Consider the following 20,278-nt stretch of genomic DNA (forward strand, 5'->3'; position numbering starts at 1 on the left):
CACCGCCCCCGTTTCAGATGGATGCACCCATGCCCGCCCCTCTACTGTCCACCAGCGATCTCACCGTACGCTTTGGCGGGCATGTGGCCGTCGATGCTGTGACTTGTGACTTTCATCCGGGCGAACTCACGGCCATTGTCGGCCCCAATGGCGCCGGGAAGACCACTTATTTCAACCTGATTTCAGGACAGATCCCCGCCAGCGCCGGTCGCGTCACGCTGATGGGGCGGGATATCAGCACGCAGTCCGTATCAGCCCGCACCAAAGCAGGCATCGGTCGCGCATTCCAGATGACCAATCTGTTTCCCGACCTTACTGTGCTGGAAAACGTCCGGCTGGTGGTGCAGGCCAAGGCTGCGCGCGGCTTCAATCTTTGGTCGATGGTCACAGGCCACACCGATCTGATTGATCAGGCCGAAAGCATTCTCGCCCAGGTCCGCCTGCTGGACGAGCGTCAGCAGATGGTTTCGGAGCTGTCCCATGGTAATCAGCGCAAGCTGGAAGTCGCTCTGCTGATCGCGCTCGATCCTCTTGTCTATATGTTTGACGAGCCGACAGCCGGGATGAGCGTGGACGAAGCGCCGGTCGTGCTGGATCTCATCGCGGATCTGAAAAGCCAGACCGACCGCACCATCTTGTTGGTCGAGCATAAGATGGATGTGATCCGAACCCTAGCCGACCGCATTATCGTTCTTCACAATGGCGCGCTGGCTGCCGATGGCCTTCCGACGGAGGTGATGGCCTCCGACGTGGTGCAGGAGGCCTATATGGGCCGTGGGCTGGAGGGGATCCTTGATCATGTCTGACCTCGACCGGACCGCCCCCCCTCCTCTTCTGCGGATTGAGGAGATCCATACCAAGATCGCCCAGTACCATATTCTTCAGGGGGTCGACCTCGATGTTCCGCGCGGCGGTGTCACCATGCTGCTGGGGCGCAACGGTGTCGGCAAAACAACGACCCTACGCAGCATTATCGGCCATTGGCGAACCCATCGTGGCCGCATCCTGTTCGATGGAGCCGACATCACCCAGACGCCCACCGCCAGCATTGCCCGCGCGGGCATCGGCTTCGTCCCCGAGGATATGGGGATCTTTGCCGATCTGACTGTTGAAGAAAACATGGTCCTCGCCGCGGTTTCCGGCCCGATTGATACGGCGCGGCTCGACTGGATCTTTCAGGCCTTTCCGCCGCTGAAGACCTTTTGGAAATCCGAAGCCGGAAATCTCTCCGGCGGGCAAAAACAGATGCTGTCAATTGCCCGCGCCATGATCGAAGAACGCAAGCTATACCTGATCGACGAACCGACAAAAGGCCTGGCCCCGGCGATCATCTCCACCATGGCACGCGCGATCAAGGACCTGAAAGATCAGGGTGCATCGATCCTGATGGTCGAACAGAATTTTGCAGTCGCCAAGGCGCTTGGCGACACCGCCAGCGTTATGGACGACGGCCGTGTCATCTGGTCAGGCGCAATGGCTGAATTGGCAGGCGACACCGCTTTGCAGGAGCGGCTGATGGGCCTCAGCATGGAGGCGCATTGAACATGCCCGATGTTCAAGACAGACCCCGCCATTGCCTTATCCGGCAGGAGATCAACAGATGACCGCCGCCCCCGAACACGCGCCAACGATGGCTCAATCGTCGCTCCGCGACCGACTGGCCCCCTACGCACCGCTGCTGCTGGTTCCACTGTTGGCTATCGCCGGTTTTATCGCCGTGCAGAACCCTGCAAGCTGGATGACCCTGACGGTTTCCGGGCTGGCCATGGGAATGATGATCTTCCTCATGGCCTCCGGGCTGACGCTTGTTTTCGGGCTGATGGATGTCATCAACTTCGGCCATGGCGCCTTCGTTTCTGTTGGAGCCTTCATCGGAATTTCGGTTTTGCTGACACTGGGCCAGCTGACCAATGCGCCGTCGCTGGCATTGAACCTGCTGGCCATTCTCGCCGCCGTTCTCGCCGCAATGGCGGCGACCGCCCTCATGGGCTGGGCATTCGAACGGGTGATCGTCAAACCCGTCTATGGCAATCATCTGAGCCAGATCCTGGTCACCATGGGTGGCCTGATCATTGCCGAACAGCTGATCATCGTCCTTTGGGGGCCGGAAGAAATCTACTTCACACGTCCCGAGGCGCTGAAGGGGGCGCTGACCTTCGGCGACGCCGCTATCGAGAAGTACCGTCTTGTTACCGTCGCCGTCGGCCTTGCGGTCTTTGCTGCCATGCGCTTCGTGCTGCGCCGGACCAAGATCGGGTTGATCGTGCGCGCAGGCGTACAGAATGGCGAGATGGTCGCCGCGCTCGGATATCGCCTGCGCCTCGTCTTCGTCGGCGTGTTCATCGCAGGTTCAGCCCTTGCGGGCCTGGGAGGTGTGATGTGGGGCCTCTATCAGGAAGTTATCACCGCCCATATGGGCAATCAGGCGATGATCCTGATCTTCATTGTGGTGATCATCGGCGGTCTCGGATCGGTTGAAGGCTGCTTCATCGGTGCGCTGCTGGTCGGGCTGTTGCAGAACTATGTCGCCTTCGTAGAGCCGAAACTGGCCCTTGTTTCCAATATCGCCCTGATGGTCGCAATCCTGATGTGGCGCCCGATGGGCATGATCCCGGTGGTAAAGGCAAAATGATGCACATCCTTCTGTCTGGCGACCTGCCCCGCTCTCGCATTCTGGCCCTGTTGCTGGCTGTCATTCTGATTTGTCTTGCCTTCGCACCCTTCCTGTTTCCGGGCGTGCGGACAGTGGATACGACTGCACGCATTTGCATATTCGTGGTGCTGGTGGCGAGCTATGATCTGCTGCTGGGCTACGGCGGCATCGTCAGCTTTGCCCACACGATGTTCTTTGGCATGGGCGCCTATGGTGTGGCACTGGCCTCCACCCACATGGGGCGCGGATTCGATGCGCTTCTGGTCGGCTCTCTCACCGGTGCTGGTCTCGCCGCTGGGCTGGCGCTGTTGATTGGCCTGTTTTCATTGCGGGTGCGGGCCATCTTTTTTGCGATGATCACGCTTGCGGTTGCCTCCGCCGTTGCCGTCCTTGTCAGCCAGCTCTCTGGTCTGACCGGCGGCGAAGACGGTCTGACGTTCAAGACCCCGCGCGAGTTGGGACCTGCGTTCAAATTTGGCACGGAGCTGTTTGGCGGTGAACTGTTCGGCGTCAAACTCAACGGACGACTGCTCACCTACTACCTGATTTTCGCAGGCAGCGCGCTGCTGTTTCTGGCCCTGCTGCGCATCGTGAACTCACCGTTCGGTCGCGTTTTGCAGGCCGTCCGCGAGAACGATTTCCGGGCGGAGGCGATCGGCTACCGCGTTGTTTACTACCGCGTTACGGCCACCTGTCTCTCGGCGGCGATTGCCGCGCTGTCCGGCTCTCTCTATGCGATCTGGCTACGTTACGTGGGACCAGACACCACCCTGTCGATGACCATCATGATTGATATCCTGCTGATGGTCGTCATCGGTGGTATGGGAACGATCTACGGTGCGGTGGTTGGTGCGACCGTTTTTGTACTTGCGCAGAATTACCTGCAAAACCTGATGGGCGTGCTTTCCGGCATGACCGAAGGGTTGCCGTTGCTGCCCGAACTCCTGAGCCCGGACAGGTGGCTATTGTGGCTGGGTGTCCTTTTCATTCTTAGCGTCTACTTCTTCCCTAGCGGCGTGGTGGGCCGCCTGCGCGGGCAACGCTAGCGCCGAGACCGGCAGGCGGCAGGGCTAGCGCAGAATTTGATCTTCAGGCCAGCTCAGCTCTGTCTCGATCTGGATCACTTCACGCGCGCCCTGAGCGATCTCCATGTCCCAGGCCAATATCCCGCGCTGTTTCTCGACGTTTTCTTCCGTCGGCGCAGGGCGCGCAGACCAGCGTATCTTAAGGTCGTCCTGCTGGGAGTATGGAACACGGTCAAGGACCCGCAAAGGCCAGGGCTGGTCAGTCAGGTTCTCGATCTCGATCTCAACCCGGCTAAACTGTTCCGCATTGCGCGAAATCAGCCCCTGTTCACCTTCGCTCTGATCCAGAACATCGCGGCGCAGGGTTAGCCCCTTGATCGGCCCAAACCCGATGTCTGCCTCTGCCCCAGGTGCCAGGCCCGGAAAATCTGCAACGGCGACCAGCTTCCCGTCCACAAAATGCGCAGCCTCCGTCGCAGGCAGCAACTGCTCGCCAAATTCGTTTGCGAAACGCACCACGCGATAAGCGACCTCATTGCGCAGTGGCACCGCCTGTGCCCTCAACTCGGCGCTTGCGGTGACACTGTCCATTTCTAGCCGCAACGCATCCACGCCCGAGGCAATGGAGACCGGCTCACCAAACCCATAGACAGCCGCAACGCCGCCCGTGTCGACGCTCCATTGCGGAAGTAGCTCATCAACCAACACAGCCGCTTCGATTATCGGTTCGTTGGCAAGCTGCAATTCCATATCAGATGACAGCCGCTGCTTAGGCGTTGGGACAGGCATCGGTTTCTCGATCCGACGCAGCTGTGGGAACAGGCGCGATGGCGCTGATTGCCCCAGCGGTTCCGCCGTCGACAGCGTCAGCGCAATGTCCTGCCAGCTCTCGCCCGTATCCTGCGCCAGCATCACGCTGCGCGCCAGAGTCAGCTCCGCCACATCACCTGTCGCAAGATGCAGCTCATAATGGGGAGACCACCCTATATGTCCCGCTCCAGCTGTCAGATAGGTGAGTGTAACCTCGGCGCCCCCAGCCTCCGCAACGTCGACTTCCACCTCAATGAAGAGCCGGTCCTCATCCTCCAGCGCGATGGCTGCGAGTGCTGCGTGGGCCTCCTTCAATTCGTCCTGGAGTGCTGTCAGAGCTTGTTCCTTGGCGCGGGCCTCGGCCTCTGCATCAATAATCTCACGATGGCTTGCAGTAGCCCGGTTTGAGATCATCACCGCAATATCCGCCAGCGCTGAGGCATCCGCCCCCGCCAGACCATCATTACCGCCAAGTTGTTCAAGGAATTGGATTGAGCTCTGCGCGGCTCGGGCCATGGCTCGGGCACGTTCCGCTTCATCCGTCACGGCTGCGATCTGTTCTTCGATCTGACGGATACGTGTCTCAGCAGCGTCAATCTCAGGTGTCGCCACGTCCTGAGGGGGCACGGACTCCTCTCGCATTAGGGTGCTGATACGGCGCCCGCCCGCGATCTGCACCTGCAGGCTGGCGGTCTGCGCACTTTGTGGCACGTTTTGCAGGATCAGCTGGTGCCGCCCGACAGGCAGGTCCACCGCCGCAGTGCGGGTGATTTGGGCAAGCCCCGGATAAAGCGTTACCGCGGAAACCTGGCTAGAAACAGGGAACACATCCGCAACTGCGGATGTGGCAATGCTGATTGTGCCGGTGGCAGCCGCAAGAATGGCAAAAACTGAATGAACAGGTCGCATGATATCTCTCGATTGATCAAATCGCGGACAAGCGGCCCGCCTGTGATCAAATCTACGTATCGTTGCGAGATGTTACCAGCCGTTGCATCCCATCATGACGCAAACTGCCAGTGCTTGCTCAGGCTTGGCTTATGTTGTCCGGCAATGGAGCCCCAAATCGCGCCTCCAGCTCTTTCCCAGGAAACCCAAGAAACCGGCAGGTACAGATTTCGACGTGGCTATGCGCATCGCGAAGACGGGTCCGCCCGTCACTGCGCTCCAGATAAAATCCCTTGCTGCGCAGAGCCCGGATCAGATCCAGCCAGTTCTTTGCTGTGCGAAAGCTCTCGCTCAAAACCATCCGCAGCTGCGCCGCCATTTCGGCATCTAGGCGCGAACCGTTGCGTGCTGTGGCCCAAGCCGTTTCCCCCGAGCTGATTACAGTCTCATGTGTCTGCGCCTGCGTCGGCGTTTTTCCCATCATGGTCTTACCCCCAAGTTACCTTCATCCAACTCCCATCAGACTAGTGGGATAAAGGCTGGCAAGAACAGTTGTACAAACGGTAAAGGGGCCGTCTCTTTCGAGACAGCCCCCTCTCTGAATGGATAGGTTTTTAACCTTTTTTCAGAACTTCACGCCCCAGAAGCTCTGCGATCTGGACGGCGTTCAGGGCAGCGCCCTTGCGCAGGTTGTCGCTGACACACCACAGGTTGATGCCGTTATCAATGGTCGAGTCCTGGCGGATCCGGCTGATAAAGGTTGCGAAGTCGCCGACGCATTCGACCGGCGTCACATAGCCGCCGTCTTCGCGCTTATCGATCACCATAATGCCCGGCGCTTCGCGCAGAATATCGCGGGCTTCATCTTCGTCCAGGAAGTCTTCGAACTCGATGTTGATGGATTCGGAGTGGCCGACAAAGACCGGCACGCGGACGCATGTCGCCGTGACCTTGATCGACGGATCGACGATCTTCTTGGTCTCCGCAACCATCTTCCACTCTTCCTTGGTGGAACCATCATCAAGAAAGACGTCGATATGCGGGATCACGTTGAAAGCGATCTGCTTGGTATAGACAGAGGGCGGAACATCCTGTGTCGGATTGTAGACTGCTTTGGTCTGATCCCACAGCTCATCAATCGCTTCCTTGCCGGAGCCGGAAACCGACTGATAGGTGGAGACCACAACGCGCTTGATCTTGGCGCGATCATGCAGCGGCTTCAGCGCGACAACCATCTGTGCGGTCGAGCAGTTGGGGTTCGCGATGATGTTCTTTTTGGCATAACCATGAACCGCCTGCGGGTTCACCTCAGGAACAATCAGCGGCACATCGTGATCATAACGATAAAGCGACGAGTTATCGATAACCACGCAACCGGCGCCAGCGGCCTTGGGCGCGTATTTCTTGGTCGCGTCGGACCCGATGGCAAACAGCGCCATATCCCAGCCGCTGAAATCAAAGGTGTCGAGATCTTGGGTCTTCAGTGTTTTGTCGCCGAATGTGACTTCGGTGCCGAGGGATTTGCGGCTCGCCAGAACTGCAATCTCATCCACAGGAAACTGGCGTTCAGCCAGAATGTTCAGCATTTCACGGCCCACGTTGCCCGTGGCGCCCGCGATAACGACGCGATAACCCATTTTGTGTCTCCAATTGTGTCCGGCCTCGTGACCGGCTGCGGTGTCTTATCGGGAAAGCCCGCGCGAGGAAAGGCTAGATCAATCCAAGCTGTCTCGGCTGAGCAGATATATTGCGCATCCGGCCAGCAAAAACGCCAGCAGGAAACCGAAAATGGCCAAATAGGGCAAGGAAAGGTCCGCACCGGACGTTTCCGCATGCAAGCGCCCACTGGCAAACTGCATGATTCCCACCCCGCCGATGCCAAAGAAGTTGAGCATGGTCACACCGCGACCCACCAGATGCGGCGGCACAAAGGCACGCCCCTGCGCCAGGATCACCGGAAACGCAGCGCCAAAGAAGCCAACGGCCGCCATCAGCGCCACCACTAGCGGCACGGGACCATCCACCCACAGCATCAAGGCCCCCAGCGCGACACAGGCAAGCAGATTGCCGCCAAGCACGACCCCCTTGCGGGTTCCCAGCAGCCGGTCCATCGGACCATAGGCAAAGGTGCCAAGGATCATCGCGACCCCCATCACCAGGCTGGCCAACCCGACCGCCTCCCGCCCCAGTCCAAAAACATCGCTCAGATAGGGTCCGATCCACAGCCCCCGCAAGGCCGCAGAGGGGGCGTAGGCCACGAACATCATGATGAATATCGGCCAGAGGACCGGCAGGCGCAGAATATCGAGAACAGACCCTTTGGCCCCCTCGCCCGCCTCGACCCGCGCCGGATCCTTTACCGTCAGCGCGATGCCCAGTGCGACTGCGGTAGAGATCCCTGCAAGCCCGAACAGCGTGCCCCGCCATCCCAAGACCTCAACCGCCAGCGCCGTTGGATAGGACGCGACCAGATTGCCCAGCGAGCCCACCCCGAGCATCACGGCCGCCAGTGTCGCAAAACGGCGTGGCGGATATTCGCGTGCGAATATGTAATAGGACGCCATGAGCACGGGAGAACAGCCGATCCCGATCAGGACCATCGCAAGGCTGATATGTGAGGGCTGAGCCGCCAGCGCAAAGACCAGCGTTCCGCCGCCACCGCCAAGCAGCAGCAGTGCCGCCGCGGTCCGGCTTGGTCCGACACGATCCAGCGCCCAGCCGACCGGCAGTTGCATCGCCGCAAAGGTCAGGAACCAGAGCCCTGAGGCAAAGGCGAGATCCTCGGGCGTGGCTCCCAGATCGTTTTGCAAGGCGGAGCTGAGCACCGCCAGGAATGCGCGAAAAAACTGACTGAGCACGTAGCCCAGACATAATATGACCAGCCCGGCCTGCATGTTGGTCCCCCCCGGAATGAGATGTCTGCCCCGGCAAACAGCCAAGACCAGCAATCGTAATCCGTCCACAGTGGCGATTTCGCACCAATTCACAAGAGTGCGAAACCACTTAGCCGTGATTGGTCGTGTGCTGCTGTCGCGCTAGGCTATGGTGTCAACAGGATGAACGGATCGCAGATGACACAGGATGGTTTCTACCAAAGCCTAGCGCCCAGCCGCGACTTTGCCGGTCTGACCCGTTCTGGTGCCTTTACGCCGCTGCCGAGGGACTGGATGGTCGGCTGCTGCGATATCGTCAATTCCACCGATCTGATCGCGACCGGGCGCTACAAGACGGTAAACACCATCGGCGCCTCGGCGATTGCCGCGATGATCAACGCCCTAGGAGGCACACCGTTTCCCTATGTCTTTGGCGGTGACGGCGCCTCCTTTGCAGTGGCCCCTGAACACGCCGATATCGCGCGCGACACGCTGGCGCGGCTGCGCAGCTGGACCAGCGCGGAATTCGACATCGAGCTGCGCGCCGCATTGCTGCCGGTGTCCTGGATCAGAGCCGAAGGCCTGGATGTCGCCGTTGCCCGCTATGCCGTCTCAGACGCGGCCGACTACGCAATGTTTGCCGGTGGTGGCCTCAACTGGGCGGAACGGCAGATGAAGCTGGGAGGTTTCGAAGTGCCCCCCGCACCGCTGCCCGATCCGCCGGATCTGACAGGCCTGTCCTGCCGCTGGAATACGATACCGGCTCGCAACGGGATGATCCTCTCGGTCGTGGTGCAGCCCCATAGTCGGGCCTCAGCCAGGGATTTTGCCAAAATCGCCAGCGATGTTCTCGCAGTTGCAGACAAGTTGCAGCGCCATGGTCATCCGGTGCCGGAGGGCGGGCCAAGCTTCAGCTTCCCCCCGCCGGGTCTGGCGCTGGAGGCAAAGATGTCACGCGGGAAAACCGCGTTGATTTTGCGAAAGCTGCAGTTGTTTGTTCAGACTGTCTTTGCGGCCTATGCGCTCACCCGCAAGCGCCCGATTGGTGGCTTTGATGCCCAGCATTACCGCAGAATGCTCGTCGCCAACGCGGATTTTCGAAAATTCGACGATGGCCTGAAACTGACACTCGACTGTCCGGCAGAGGTGCGCGACGAGATCACACATATCCTGGAGAAAGCCGCGGCAGCAGGGCAGGTGCGCTATGGCCTTCACGAACAGGACGAAGCGCTGGTAACCTGCATCGTACCGTCGGCGATGCGCGACGATCACGTCCATTTCATCGACGGGGCAGCGGGCGGCTATACGCAGGCAGCGCTGAGAATGGCCGCCGCTTCAAATCCGGCGGCGGCCTGAGGTCTGATCGGGACCGTTTTGCGTTGGCGAGAGCCCCCGATCAGACCGGCTGGAACTTGCCGCTGCGCGGCTCATAACACTCCAGACCACCCTCGCCGATATCGGTCCAAAGGCCATGCAGGCTCAATGTTCCATCCCGCACGGCGCTATCAATGAAGGGGAAGGTCATCAGGTTTTCGAGCGATGCAACCACCGCCTGCCGTTCAAACTGACGCGCCTGTGCGTCGGTATCCTCGATATCTTCGACCAGCGGAAACTTCGGCTTCAGGATATCCATCCAACGCCCGACAAAGCTCTCCTTGGCATCCAGCGCTGGTGCATGGCCTTTGCACATGTCGATACATCCCTGCACACCACCGCATTGTGAATGCCCCAACACAATCAGATGTGCCACCTTCAGAACGGTGACTGCGTATTCAACGGTCGCGCTGGTGCCATGGTGATCGCCGTCAGGCTGATAAGGCGGCACCAGATTCGCAATATTGCGGTGAATGAAGAACTCGCCCTGATCGGCACCGAAAATCGAGGTGACATGAACCCGACTGTCGCAGCAGGAAATAACCATCGCGCGCGGGCGCTGCCCTTCGCTGGCGAGCCGCCGGTACCAGCCTTGATTTTCGCTATAGGTCGTGGCTTTCCACCCATGATAGCGCGTCACCAGATAGCTCGGCAGGGGTTTGGCAAATTGCATGTGTCGTTCCTCGATTGACCTCTGGCAGGTCTGTTACCAAGGATTGTTAGCAAATTCGAGAGATTTGGTCATCCGGCTGGAAACCTTTTGACAACTTCTAAGGCGCAAGTTTGGCCCGTGCCGTGGGGGCATGAATAAATTGGGGTTTAATGTGGTGGCTCAAATACTCACTGTAGTACACAAAGAAAATGTGCGCCTAGACTCCGACAAACTGTCGGATCTCTATACGCAACTCGGCGAAGCCGGGGCAGAAGATGTGGTTTGTCGCGCGATCGAGGAACTCGCCGTGCGGCTGTCTCATTGCGAACGTCTCTGGCGCCAGAACGATTTGCCAAACCTACGCAAAAGTGCGCGTTCCCTGATCGCTATCGCCGATCAGATTGGCATGACAGCAATGGCACGGGTTGCCCGTGACGTGACCGGCGCGATCGACATAAACGATTTTGCAGCAGTTTCGGCGACCCTGTTCCGGCTGATGCGGATCGGCGAGCGATCCCTGACCGCTGTATGGGAGCAACAGGACCTTTCGGTCTGACAAGTGATCCTGGGGGGACACTTGCTCGGATATATCTGACAGCGGATCTGCCGCCGATGGAGCCGGTCTCCAACTGTCAGACCAAGGCTTGATGCCAACCAAATGGCAATTTCGTAGCGACGCAGGTTATGCGTCCGGGCTCTTAGCGGGGCCCTTATTGGCGTTGCGCCTGCGGCCGTGGCGGATGCAACCTGTTGAAACCACATGTTGACCGACAATCAGCAGGGCTTGCAGACGGCGCTGTGACAGATACTCTGACGATGAAATCGCCCCCCGGTCCCGGAGTATCCTGTCATGCCCACTGCCAAGCCATCCGCCATCAGCCGCCTCTCGCGTCCGGCCTTCGCCGACCCGGCGACGGCCAGCCTCGATCTGCATGTGCTGGATCAGGACAAGTGCGAAGACTGGCTTGCCAATGCGCAGAGCGAGACCAGTAACTGGGCCCGCACCAATGGGTTTCGCGGCGCCATCGGGCAGGTGCTCGTCATTCCGGATCGCGACGGTGCGCCCAGACAGGTGTTGGTGGGATACGGCACCGCCAAGGACCGCGCGAGGGGCAGGTTCATTCTGGCCGGCGCCCTCTCTGCGCTGCCCGGAGCAACCTATCGCCTGGTTGAAGGGATCGCCGAGGAGGATCGCCCGGCTGAGTGCCTAGGTTGGCTGCTCGCCCAATATAGGTTTGATCGGTATAAATCCGGGCGCGTCTCCGAAACCCATCTGATCGCACCCGAGGGAGTCGATACAGCCCGGATCGAGGCCTGCGCGGCCGGGGAATATCTGACTCGCGACTTGATCAATACGCCCGCCTCTGACATGGGGCCGCAGGATTTGCAGGAGGCAACACAGGCGCTGGCGGATCGATATGGCGCCGCCCTTGACGCTGTCGCCGATGAAGATCTTCTGACGCAGAACTTTCCCATGATCCACACCGTTGGCCGCGCTTCGGATCGTCGTCCCCGCCTGCTGGATATGCGCTGGGGCAATACTGGCCCGAAGCTCACCCTTGTTGGCAAGGGCGTCTGTTTTGACACCGGCGGCCTCAATCTCAAACCCGGCAGCAGCATGGCCCTGATGAAAAAGGATATGGGAGGTGCCGCCAATGTCCTGGGGCTGGCAGAGATGATCATGGCGCTGCAATTGTCTTTGCAGCTCCGCGTCCTGATCCCAGCGGTTGAGAACAGCGTTTCGGCGAATGCCTTTCGCCCCGGTGATGTACTCACCGCGCGCAACGGTCTGACCATCGAAATCAACAACACCGATGCCGAAGGTCGGCTGGTCCTGGCCGATGCCCTGTCCTACGCGGCGGAAGACGCCCCGGATCTGCTAATCTCCATGGCCACGCTGACGGGTGCGGCGCGTGTGGCGGTCGGTCCGGATCTGGCGCCGTTTTACACCGATAGCGATAGCGATGCCGATGCGCTCAGCGCGGCTGCCGCTGCCTCAGCCGATCCGGTCTGGAGGATGCCTTTTCACGCGCCCTATGAGACCATGATTGAACCGCTGATCGCTGATCTGGACAACGCGCCAAGCGGCGGCTTTGCCGGATCCATCACCGCAGCTCTGTTCCTGCGCCGCTTTGCCAACGGCAGCCGGTATATGCATTTCGACATCTATGGCTGGACGCCGACCGCCGCCCCGGCCCGGCCAAAGGGCGGCGCATTGCAGGGCGCTCGGGCCCTGCTCGATGCGTTGCCAACCATGCTGAACCTCTGAGGCACCGGATGACCGATCCCCGCCGCACCCCGGCCAATGACCGCGTGATCGCTGCACATCTGGCGCAGCACTCGCCCGACCGCACGGCAGTGACAGGACAGCCCGCCTGTATTCGTTTGCCCGTGGTAAACCTGTTACGGCGCCCGGACGGGCCGCGCGACCGTCAACTGTTGCTTGGCGCCGAGATCACGATCTACGAAGAGCGCGATGGATGGGCGTTCGTGCAGGCTATGGCTGATGACTATGTCGGCTATGTTCCGGCCACAGCCCTCGCAACCGATGCCGCCCCCGCAACCCATCGGGTCTGCAAACCGGCAACACATGCCTATAGCGCCGCAGATATGAAATCCTCCGACCTCTGCAGTCTCAGCCACGGCAGCAGGGTGAGCGTCCTAGCTTTCACAGATCGATTTGCGGAAACCAATCTGGGGTTCATCCCCGCGTCTCATCTGCGGCCGGTTTCAGTGCCCGAAACCGATCCGGTCGCGGTTGCACAGCTCTTTCTCGGCACGCCTTATCTATGGGGCGGAAACAGCCGCTGGGGGATCGACTGCTCGGGTCTGGTCCAGGCGGCGATGCTGGCCTGCGGCGTCACCTGCCCCGGTGACAGCGACCAGCAGGAAAATGAACTGGGCCAGGACATATTGCTCGGCAACACAGCGGTTCCCAGTGATCTCAGACGCGGCGATCTCCTGTTCTGGAAGGGCCATGTCGCCCTGATGCAGGACCACGAAACCATGATCCATGCAAACGCCCATCATATGGCGGTTGCACTGGAGCCGGTGGCGGATGCGGTGGAGCGGATCATGGTGCAAGGCGATGGACCGATCACTCGTCACCGGCGCCCAGACCTCTGAAGCCGCTTCTTCGCGGCCCGGATCATCAGGCAGCGCCGCAACCGGCGGTCAGGTCACGGATCGGATGAGCTTGCGTTCGAGCACACGCAACACGGATCTGAGATCATGGCCGCGCTTCAGAATCTGCCCATCCATACCGACAACCGCATATTGCCCCTGCCTATTACGCAGCTTGGGACGTTTCTCGATACGATAAAGAGGGTGCTCAGCGGTGCGCCGGAACACCGAGAAAACGGCCAGATCCCGAAGGGTCGAAATGCCGTAGTCCCGCCATTCCCCGGCTGCAACCATACGGCCATACAACGACAGGATCACCGAGAGTTCGGTCCGGTGAAAGGCAACCTGCTGCGGGCCGGAAAACGATGAGAAGGGCTGCACTTGGTCAAAGCTCATAATGACAGCGTTGCGCCAAACAGACAGCAAATCAAGCATTATTGCCACCTTGCGGCGCAGCTGGCGTCCTCAGGAAGGCGAAAGCTCGGGCAGAACAGAGCGTGTGTCCAGACCGATGGTCTGCTCAAAAGCCGCACGTCCAGGGGCGGTCAGCAGCAGCCCCCGTTTGACCGGCTGACGCTTGACCCAGCCCGAAGTCAGCGCGTGAGACAACAGCTGACGCCCCAATTCGCCCGAGATATGCAGGCGCCGCTCCGTCCAGTCCATGCAGGGCTTCGCAAAGGCTTGCCGTGAAGGCCGTGTCGGCAGGGTCACTCCCAGCCGGTCCCATTCTGCTGCCGGAATCACTTCGAACCCGCCGTTGCGCTCAACCAGAATTCCAAGATCGAGAAACCGTCGGGTCATCGCCACCGCCAATGGACCGGCAAAGTGGTCGTAGCAACTGCGCAATGGTGCCAGGACACCCGCCTTTCGCTGCTGCGCACGATGCAGATGATCCGACGGCGCAATCGCAGCCAGTTGCTCAAGGGTCTGTGCCACCACGGCGCTGGCCAACCTGTGAAAAACGCAGCGCCCTCGCTTTTCAGCAACGACCAGGCCTGCGGATTGCAGCAGCTGCAGATGCGCTGTTGCTGTCGGCGCGGTGACACCTGCCGCCGCCGCCAGCTCCTTATTGGTGTAGGACCGACCGTCCAGCAGCTCGCATAACATACGGGTGCGGCTGGCATCGGAAAGCGCCTGGCCCAGAATATCAAATCGAGGAGTGCTCATGGTCAGACGATAACCCGCCGCCCGCGATTGCGCCTAGTACAAACGCTTCGACCATCGCCGAAGGGTTCTAGCCAGCCCGTCTGTCCCATCATTAACCGGGATCTAACCTCAACCGCATAGTTTTTTCGCATCGCGCCTGATCAGGATCTGGAGCCCAGAGACCATGCAGCATGACCCCAAACAACAACGCCATCGACCTGACCCGGTTCAGACCCGAGCCGACGAGCACTGGCGTGGTCTGGGGGGCCTCTGCCTTCTCATGGGCAGCGCGCTGCTGATCGCCTCACTTCTGCTGCTGGCCGGCAAGGTCGATGCCGATCCTCAACCGACCAACAAACACGTTGCCCAACGTATCGCTCTGATGGGTGGTCAAAAAACGGCCGTTCAGGATCTTGCAGCGATGACCCGCGACTACATCGCATTCGATCGCGGCGCCGCGCGTGCAGCCCGACGCGATCTGATCCGGTCGACGCGCCGCATCCCGCGCGAATTCCGCCAGGATGTCACCGATCTGTCATCCCATGCACGCGGCGGGATCTGGGCAAACTGGGCTGATTTCAAACGCCATGCGGAGTCTGCCGAACGCGCGGCACGCGCACTGAATACCCGCTCGGCGGCCGGGTTGAAACGCAGCCTGCCGCGCCTGCTATCCGCCTGTCACAACTGTCACCAGATCTACCGTGAGACACCGCGCGAATTCACCACTCACTGAGCTGCCCTAGCCGGTTCGACCCGATGGCAGATCAGCGAGCACTGTTGCCTGCCGTACCAGCGATCCCGTAGCGGGCAAGAAACGTCTTGATCGCGGCCTCAACCACACGCTCACGCTCGTCATCGCCGATATCGGCGTCGATGTTGAAAAGCAGCCTAAGGAACATATCCGCGCGACACAGTTCCGCAAACTGATCAGCCGCCAGATCCAGATCCTCGATCCGCAGCTCGCCCCGTGCGGTCGCTTCTGCCAGATACTCGCGCAGCTGCGCCCGGATGGTTGCCGGTCCGCTTTCGTAGAAGCGGCGTCCCAGATCCGGAAACCTGTCCGCCTCGGCAACGCAGATGCGAAACATCTTCACGCCAAACTCCGACAGGATCACCGACAGAACGTGGTGCCCCGCCTCACGCAGCGCGGTCTCAGGGTCATAGCAACCCGCGCCAATGCTGACCGCTGTGTCAGCCTGACGCGCGCAACCGTGCCGGGCAACTTCCATGAACAACAGCCGCTTGTCCGGAAAGTAGCTGTAGAGCGTTGCCTTCGAGACCCCGGCTTCTCGGGCAATATCATCCACGCTGGCGCCCTCAAACCCATGGGCCATAAACACATCTCGCGCACCGAGGAGCACCTGATCATATTTGCGCCCCTTGCGGGGAATAGCGGTTGGCTGGTTCATCAATACTCTCGGTCAAGGGGCGACACAGTGATCGGATATCGCGGGTTGCAGGCCCAATCTAGGCATTCTGCGGCAAGGTCAAGCGTGACCTCACAAACGGTTGCGGCGTCGTGATAGTCTATGAGCCAGAGCCCTGCGCGGCGAACAAAAAAACGCTAGCGCCGACGATCTGTCCAACTCATGACATCAGCTTAACGCGTTTGTCGGCATAGGCAAACGCGCGGATGGAAACACACCGGAACCGCTTATGGCGGCGGCTCTGCGGGTGCGCCATGGGGGCCAACGGATAGGTGCCAGCGCGTCAGCGCTGCCCGGCCCAACGGGAAGAGGACCTCATCCGAGGCCCGATGACAGGCGGGAGCCCCGCGCGGGGTGAGAAACGCTCTTCCCGAGTTGGTCAAATTAGGTTACCAATTCCCACGATGCTCGACATATTTCTGAGAACACTCCCGTTTTTTGCGATCATCGGTCTTGGATATTGGGCCGGTCGCAGCCGCTTTTTCTCGGAAGAGGCCACCGCCAGCCTCACAAAGTTCGTCTTCTATTTCCCACTTTCGGCAATGATCTTCCGATTTGCCGCCAATCTGTCTTTTTCGGAGATCTTCGATCCCCGGCTGGTGCTCGGGTATCTGTTGGGCACATCGGTAGTTTATGGGGTCACCACGCTGGTGGCTGCGCTGCGTCGCCTCGACATGCAAACCGCCGCAGTAGAGGCGCAATGCGCGGCCATCGGCAACGTTGGCTTTCTCGGCCTGCCAATGATGATCATCTTGTTCGGCCCGGCCTCGGTAGGGCCGATGATGCTGGTTCTCAGCGTCGATCTGGTGGTGTTTTCCTCTCTGATCGTCGTCCTGATTAACCTGGGGCGCGGCAGCGGCCTTAGCGGCGCCACGCTGGGGCTGGTTGGTCGTGGGTTGCTGCGAAACCCGATGATACTGTCGATCTGCGCAGGTCTGTTCTGGTCGGCGCTGGCGCTGCCGATACCGGCCCCTGCGAATGCGTTTCTTGCCTTGCTGGGCGATGCCGCAACGCCCGGCGCGCTCTTTGCGATCGGCGCGTCTCTGGCCTCCAAATCTGCCGAACGGGTGCAGATTGCCAGCTGGCTCAGCTTCGCCAAGCTGGTATTGCACCCGGCCGCAGTGGCGCTCTGCGTGCTGGTGCTGGTGCCTGTGGATCCCTCTGCCGCCGGTGTCGCAATCGCCGCCGCAGCGCTGCCGGTGGCCGGAAACGTCTACATGCTGGCGCAACACTATGGGGTCGCCCCGCACCGGGCCTCAGCCGCCATCCTGCTGTCGACGACACTCTCGATCCTGACACTGCCCTTGGTGATCGCCGGGGTCTCGGTATTGACGCAGCCCTGAGCCGATCCGGCCGCTGACCTGGCGATATTGGCATCAATCGCGGCCATCGGCGTCCGCAGTCTTCAGGTTTTTGCAATGATATGTCGCAAAAACAGGGACCACAGACGCGCAGTCACTGGACCCTATGGCTGACCACAGGTAGCGATAGAGCAACATAGAACAAAGGAGTCGCCCCATGGAAACCGTCTCGGAAAATGCCGCCTTCGGAGGCGTGCAAGGCGTCTATCGCCATGCCAGCAGCAGCACCAATTGCGACATGACCTTTGGGCTGTTCCTGCCGGAGGAAGTCGCCGATGGGCCGGTTCCGCTGCTGTGGTATCTGTCCGGGCTGACCTGCACCCACGAAAACGCCATGACCAAGGCAGGCGCGCAGGCCTGGTGCGCGGAACAGGGGATCGCCATCGTGTTTCCGGACACCTCCCCGCGCGGCGACGGGGTTGCGGATGACGAAGCCTATGACCTGGGACAGGGGGCTGGTTTCTACGTGAACGCCACCCAGGATCCCTGGGCGCCGCATTTCCGGATGTGGGATTACGTCACCGAGGAGCTGCCTGCCCTGCTGGCTGAGCAGTTTGCACTGGATATGGATCGCCAGTCGATCACCGGCCACTCCATGGGCGGACATGGCGCGCTGACGATGGCGATGAACCTGCCGGGCCGGTTCCGGTCGGTGTCGGCCTTCGCGCCGATCTGCAACCCCTCGGCCAGTGACTGGGGCCGCAAGCAGCTGACGGCCTATCTGGGCACTGACGAAGCCGCATGGGCGCGCCACGACGCCACCCTGATGATGCAGGAGAGCGGCTTTGACGGGCCAATCCTGATCGACACCGGCACATCCGATCAATTCCTCGACCTGTTGAAACCGGAGGCTCTGGCCGAGGCTGCGGCGGCCCGCCGCCAGCAGGCCGTCCTGCGGATGCAGCCGGGATATGACCACAGCTATTTCTTTGTCTCTACCTTCATGGAGGACCATGTGTCCTTCCATGCCGAAGCGCTCTACCGGGGCTGATACATGGCAGATTTCAACTACGACCTCATCATTATCGGATCCGGCCCCTCCGGGCGCACCGCAGCGATTCAGGCAGGCAAACTGCACCGCCGCGTATTGGTCATCGACCGCAAGGATCGTCTGGGCGGTGTCTCGGTGCATACCGGCACTGTCCCCTCCAAAACCCTGCGAGAGACCGTGCTGAACCTCTCTGGCTGGCGCGAGCGCAGTTTCTATGGCCGCGCCTATCGGGTGAAGGATCAGATCCAGGCCGAGGATCTCAAGGCCCGCCTGCACATGACCCTCGACCATGAGGTCGACGTGCTGGAACATCAGTTCAACCGAAACCACGTCGAGGTCCTGGCCGGCCTTGCGCGTTTTGTCGGCCCGAACGAGGTCGAAGTCGCTACCGAGGCAGGCGATACCACCCGTGTCACCGGCGAGAAATTCCTGATTGCCACCGGCACGCGCACCTATCGCCCGGAGTATGTACCATTCAACGGCAAAACCGTCGTCGACGGCGATGAGTTCCTCGAAATGGAGGAAATCCCGCGTTCGCTGGTCGTGGTCGGAGCCGGGGTGATCGGCGTCGAATATGCCACCATGTTCTCTGCCCTTGATGTCCGTGTGACCCTGATCGAGCCGCGCGACACCTTCCTCGACTTCATCGACAGCACATTGATTCAGGATTTCACTCACCAGATCCGCGAGAACGGCGTCGATTTGCGTCTCGGCTCTGCCATCACCAAGATCGAGGACGAAGGCAGCCATATCGAGGTGAGCCTGGAGAACGGACGTCATGTACGCGGCGACATGCTGCTGTTCGCCGCTGGTCGCATGGGCAATACCGAGGCGCTGAACCTTGAGGCTGTTGGTCTGGAAACGGATCACCGCGGCCGTCTCAGTGTTGATCGCAAATCCTATCAGACCGCCGTGCCGCATATCTATGCCACCGGCGATGTGATCGGCCACCCCTCCCTGGCGTCGACCTCATTGCAGCAGGGGCGGGTTGCAGCCTGTCACGCGCTGGAAACACCGACCCTGCCCGAAAGCCCGTGGTTCCCCTATGGCATCTATTCGGTGCCTGAGATGTCAACCTGCGGCATGTCGGAGGAAGAACTCCAGGAACGTGGCATCCACTACGAAATCGGCATCGCGCGCTTCCGCGAAACCTCTCGCGGTCATATCATGGGGCTGGAACACGGCATGCTGAAGATGCTGTTCTCTCTCAAGACGCGCCGAGTGCTCGGGGTTCAGATTGTCGGCGAAGGCGCAACCGAACTGATCCATATCGCCCAGGCGGTGCTCAACCTCAAAGGCACGGTGGATTACTTCGTCCAGAACACCTTCAACTATCCGACCCTGGCCGAGGCCTATAAGATTGCCGGCCTTGACGCGTTCAACCGGATGCCGATCCCGGAGGAGTTCAAGGTGAAGAAGACCGGCCCCGAGACCTCCAAGACCGCCGCCAAGGCGAAACCGGCCGCCAAGGTAAAACCCACCAAGGCCGCTGAGTGATGGCGCTCTATATCGACGCCGATGCCTGCCCCGTCAAAGCCGAGGCAGAGCGCGTGGCAACCCGCCACAAGGTCACGATGTATGTTGTCTCAAACGGTGGGCTGCGCCCCTCGCAGAACCCGCTGGTAGAGACCGTGATCGTATCTGAAGGCGCCGATGTAGCCGACATGTGGATCGCCGAGCGTTGCGGAAACGGCGATGTCGTGGTCACCGGAGATATTCCGCTGGCCGCAAAATGTATCGAGGCCGGCGCCCGGGTGTTGCGGCACAATGGGGAACGCTTCACAGAGGCCAATATCGGCCAGCAACTGGCGATGCGCGATCTGATGGCAGATCTGCGCGCCGCCAATCCGCTTGGTGCCGGGGGCAGCGGCAAAGGCTTTACCAAAGCCGACCGATCCCGCTTTCTCGACGCGCTCGAGCGTGAGATCCGCGCCGCCGGCGCCACCTGAACCGGT

The 20,278-nt window shown here is 60.5% G+C and carries 21 protein-coding genes; 13 read left to right on the plus strand and 8 right to left on the minus strand.

Features of this window, described 5'->3' with window-relative positions; translation table 11 throughout:
- Window positions 1-29 precede the first annotated feature (29 nt).
- From VWY34_RS04840 to VWY34_RS04855, 4 genes are read left to right on the plus strand one after another with little or no spacing between them, the layout of a single operon-like run.
- Window positions 30-806: an ABC transporter ATP-binding protein gene (locus tag VWY34_RS04840; protein ID WP_416538290.1), complete on the plus strand. Its 777-nt coding sequence runs from the start codon at window positions 30-32 to the stop codon at window positions 804-806.
- Window positions 799-1,542, plus strand: a complete 744-nt coding sequence (locus VWY34_RS04845) for an ABC transporter ATP-binding protein (protein WP_416534540.1) — start codon at window positions 799-801, stop codon at window positions 1,540-1,542. Before VWY34_RS04840 ends, VWY34_RS04845 begins: the two co-directional genes overlap by 8 nt.
- Before the next feature lie 58 nt (window positions 1,543-1,600).
- On the plus strand, window positions 1,601-2,632 hold the full coding sequence (locus tag VWY34_RS04850; RefSeq protein ID WP_340546446.1) for a branched-chain amino acid ABC transporter permease: 1,032 nt from the start codon (window positions 1,601-1,603) through the stop codon (window positions 2,630-2,632).
- Window positions 2,629-3,699 carry a branched-chain amino acid ABC transporter permease gene (locus tag VWY34_RS04855; protein WP_416544536.1) on the plus strand — a complete coding sequence of 357 codons (1,071 nt, stop codon included), beginning with the start codon at window positions 2,629-2,631 and terminating at the stop codon, window positions 3,697-3,699. Before VWY34_RS04850 ends, VWY34_RS04855 begins: the two co-directional genes overlap by 4 nt.
- Window positions 3,700-3,723: 24 nt before the next feature.
- Here the strand turns inward: VWY34_RS04855 and VWY34_RS04860 are convergent, their stop codons facing one another.
- The 4 genes from VWY34_RS04860 to VWY34_RS04875 all read right to left on the minus strand — a co-directional run bounded on the left by VWY34_RS04860 (window position 3,724) and on the right by VWY34_RS04875 (window position 8,270).
- A complete protein-coding gene (locus VWY34_RS04860) occupies window positions 3,724-5,397 on the minus strand; it encodes a DUF4139 domain-containing protein (protein ID WP_416544537.1) in 1,674 nt (557 codons plus the stop codon).
- Window positions 5,398-5,515: 118 nt separating this feature from the next.
- The gene (locus VWY34_RS04865) at window positions 5,516-5,860 is read right to left on the minus strand and encodes a hypothetical protein (RefSeq protein WP_340546443.1); all 345 of its coding nucleotides are present in this window, start codon (window positions 5,858-5,860) and stop codon (window positions 5,516-5,518) included.
- A 130-nt stretch (window positions 5,861-5,990) separates the two neighbouring features.
- Window positions 5,991-7,013, minus strand: a complete 1,023-nt coding sequence (locus VWY34_RS04870) for an aspartate-semialdehyde dehydrogenase (protein WP_340546442.1) — start codon at window positions 7,011-7,013, stop codon at window positions 5,991-5,993.
- Between the two features lie 78 nt (window positions 7,014-7,091).
- Entirely contained in the window at window positions 7,092-8,270 is a 1,179-nt protein-coding gene (locus VWY34_RS04875) for an MFS transporter (RefSeq protein ID WP_340546441.1), read from the minus strand.
- Between the two features lie 177 nt (window positions 8,271-8,447).
- Between VWY34_RS04875 and VWY34_RS04880 the strand changes: the two genes are divergently transcribed.
- Window positions 8,448-9,605: a DUF3095 domain-containing protein gene (locus VWY34_RS04880; RefSeq protein WP_416544538.1), complete on the plus strand. Its 1,158-nt coding sequence runs from the start codon at window positions 8,448-8,450 to the stop codon at window positions 9,603-9,605.
- Window positions 9,606-9,645: 40 nt separating this feature from the next.
- Here the strand turns inward: VWY34_RS04880 and VWY34_RS04885 are convergent, their stop codons facing one another.
- Window positions 9,646-10,296, minus strand: coding sequence for a carbonic anhydrase (locus tag VWY34_RS04885; protein WP_340546439.1), 651 nt, complete (start codon window positions 10,294-10,296; stop codon window positions 9,646-9,648).
- Window positions 10,297-10,426: 130 nt separating this feature from the next.
- Here VWY34_RS04885 and VWY34_RS04890 point away from each other — a divergent pair, with 130 nt between their 5' ends.
- The 3 genes from VWY34_RS04890 to VWY34_RS04900 all read left to right on the plus strand — a co-directional run bounded on the left by VWY34_RS04890 (window position 10,427) and on the right by VWY34_RS04900 (window position 13,401).
- On the plus strand, window positions 10,427-10,831 hold the full coding sequence (locus VWY34_RS04890; protein ID WP_340546438.1) for a hypothetical protein: 405 nt from the start codon (window positions 10,427-10,429) through the stop codon (window positions 10,829-10,831).
- A 294-nt stretch (window positions 10,832-11,125) separates the two neighbouring features.
- On the plus strand, window positions 11,126-12,544 hold the full coding sequence (locus VWY34_RS04895; RefSeq protein ID WP_416544539.1) for a leucyl aminopeptidase family protein: 1,419 nt from the start codon (window positions 11,126-11,128) through the stop codon (window positions 12,542-12,544).
- 8 nt (window positions 12,545-12,552) lie between these two features.
- Window positions 12,553-13,401: a C40 family peptidase gene (locus VWY34_RS04900; RefSeq protein ID WP_416544540.1), complete on the plus strand. Its 849-nt coding sequence runs from the start codon at window positions 12,553-12,555 to the stop codon at window positions 13,399-13,401.
- Window positions 13,402-13,449: 48 nt separating this feature from the next.
- Here the strand turns inward: VWY34_RS04900 and VWY34_RS04905 are convergent, their stop codons facing one another.
- On the minus strand, window positions 13,450-13,794 hold the full coding sequence (locus VWY34_RS04905; RefSeq protein ID WP_416544541.1) for a DUF2794 domain-containing protein: 345 nt from the start codon (window positions 13,792-13,794) through the stop codon (window positions 13,450-13,452).
- A gap of 69 nt (window positions 13,795-13,863) precedes the next feature.
- Entirely contained in the window at window positions 13,864-14,565 is a 702-nt protein-coding gene (locus VWY34_RS04910) for an ArsR/SmtB family transcription factor (RefSeq protein WP_416544542.1), read from the minus strand.
- A 163-nt stretch (window positions 14,566-14,728) separates the two neighbouring features.
- On the opposite strand from VWY34_RS04910, the gene VWY34_RS04915 reads away from it, so the two are divergent.
- Window positions 14,729-15,277: a cytochrome c gene (locus VWY34_RS04915; RefSeq protein WP_416544543.1), complete on the plus strand. Its 549-nt coding sequence runs from the start codon at window positions 14,729-14,731 to the stop codon at window positions 15,275-15,277.
- A gap of 31 nt (window positions 15,278-15,308) precedes the next feature.
- On the opposite strand, the gene VWY34_RS04920 is transcribed toward VWY34_RS04915, so the two are convergent.
- Window positions 15,309-15,953: a TetR/AcrR family transcriptional regulator gene (locus VWY34_RS04920; protein WP_416544544.1), complete on the minus strand. Its 645-nt coding sequence runs from the start codon at window positions 15,951-15,953 to the stop codon at window positions 15,309-15,311.
- A 422-nt stretch (window positions 15,954-16,375) separates the two neighbouring features.
- Between VWY34_RS04920 and VWY34_RS04925 the strand changes: the two genes are divergently transcribed.
- The 4 genes from VWY34_RS04925 (at window position 16,376) to VWY34_RS04940 (ending at window position 20,272) form a co-directional block, all read left to right on the plus strand.
- A complete protein-coding gene (locus VWY34_RS04925) occupies window positions 16,376-17,314 on the plus strand; it encodes an AEC family transporter (RefSeq protein WP_416544545.1) in 939 nt (312 codons plus the stop codon).
- A 175-nt stretch (window positions 17,315-17,489) separates the two neighbouring features.
- Entirely contained in the window at window positions 17,490-18,323 is an 834-nt protein-coding gene (fghA, locus tag VWY34_RS04930) for an S-formylglutathione hydrolase (RefSeq protein WP_340546430.1), read from the plus strand.
- Window positions 18,324-18,326: 3 nt separating this feature from the next.
- The gene (sthA, locus tag VWY34_RS04935; RefSeq protein ID WP_416534551.1) at window positions 18,327-19,820 is read left to right on the plus strand and encodes a Si-specific NAD(P)(+) transhydrogenase; all 1,494 of its coding nucleotides are present in this window, start codon (window positions 18,327-18,329) and stop codon (window positions 19,818-19,820) included.
- The gene (locus VWY34_RS04940) at window positions 19,817-20,272 is read left to right on the plus strand and encodes a YaiI/YqxD family protein (protein WP_416544546.1); all 456 of its coding nucleotides are present in this window, start codon (window positions 19,817-19,819) and stop codon (window positions 20,270-20,272) included. Before sthA ends, VWY34_RS04940 begins: the two co-directional genes overlap by 4 nt.
- The last annotated feature ends 6 nt before the right edge of the window (window positions 20,273-20,278 follow it).

Source organism: Phaeobacter sp. JH20_02, assembly GCF_048056915.1.
GTDB lineage: Bacteria > Pseudomonadota > Alphaproteobacteria > Rhodobacterales > Rhodobacteraceae > Phaeobacter > Phaeobacter bryozoorum.